The organism is Halobellus sp. Atlit-38R (genome assembly GCF_003665925.1).
In the GTDB taxonomy this organism is placed as follows: domain Archaea; phylum Halobacteriota; class Halobacteria; order Halobacteriales; family Haloferacaceae; genus Haloquadratum; species Haloquadratum inordinatus.
Genome location: NZ_QXIJ01000060.1, coordinates 1 through 849 on the forward strand (window position 1 = coordinate 1; position 849 = coordinate 849).

The window sequence follows — 849 nt, forward strand, 5'->3', positions numbered from 1 at the left end:
AGACGGAGGAGTCCGAGCCCCCGGCGGAGCCGCGCGTCCCGGCCGACGACTGACGCGGTCGGGCACGACCCCGCCTCGAACCCCGACGTTTCTTTCGCGCGTCGCCGTCCCCTGAGCGGCGTCGCTGTCCCGTAAAACTCGAATCCCGCCGTTAGCGTCCTCTCAACCCGTTTCAGGTGGTGCCTGAAACCCTGTTCAGGCCCTTCCCGAACCCGTTCAGTCGGCGAAATACAAGGTCCGTAGAGGTGCTTGTCCCGACATCTCCAGCACGGAGTCTCACACGCCTATGACACGGACACAAACGGAGGGACGAGTCGAACCGGTGCGGGTGGTCGACGAATGACGCGGGAGCAGGCACACGCGGTCGCGCTGGCCGCGGTCATGGTGCTCTCCGTGGTCGCGGTCGGCGCCGGCTTCGCCGGCAGCGCGGTGGCGCAGGACCAAGGGACCACGACCTACGAAGTCGGTCAAGGAAACGCGACGGACTTCCAGACGATCCAGGAGGCCCTGAGCAGCGACGCCCTCTCGCCGGGCGATACGCTCGAACTCGTCGACGAGACGTACTCGCCGTCGGGACAGCTCACCGTCGACACGGCGGGCGTCGACATCGTCGGCGTCGGCGACACGACGATCGAGAGCGAATCGAGTGGGTACGGAATCCGCGTCACGGCGGCCGACGTGCGCCTCAGTAACTTCGACATCACCGGCCCCGGGACGTACGCGGTCAAGGTCTCCGGCGCCGACCTGAGCGAGGGCCGGCTCGACGGCTTCACAATCGAAGACGTCGAGGTTCGCGGCAGCGGGTCGACGGGCGTCGACCTCAACGCGGTCACGAACGCGACGATCGAC

Annotated in this window: 1 protein-coding gene; it reads left to right on the forward strand. The window is 67.4% G+C overall.

All coding sequences use genetic code 11. The features are described 5' to 3' along the window. Positions 1–339 precede the first annotated feature (339 nt). Positions 340–849 (forward strand): surface glycoprotein (locus tag D3D02_RS18080; protein ID WP_199723168.1); only part of this gene is annotated, 510 nt, incomplete at its 3' end.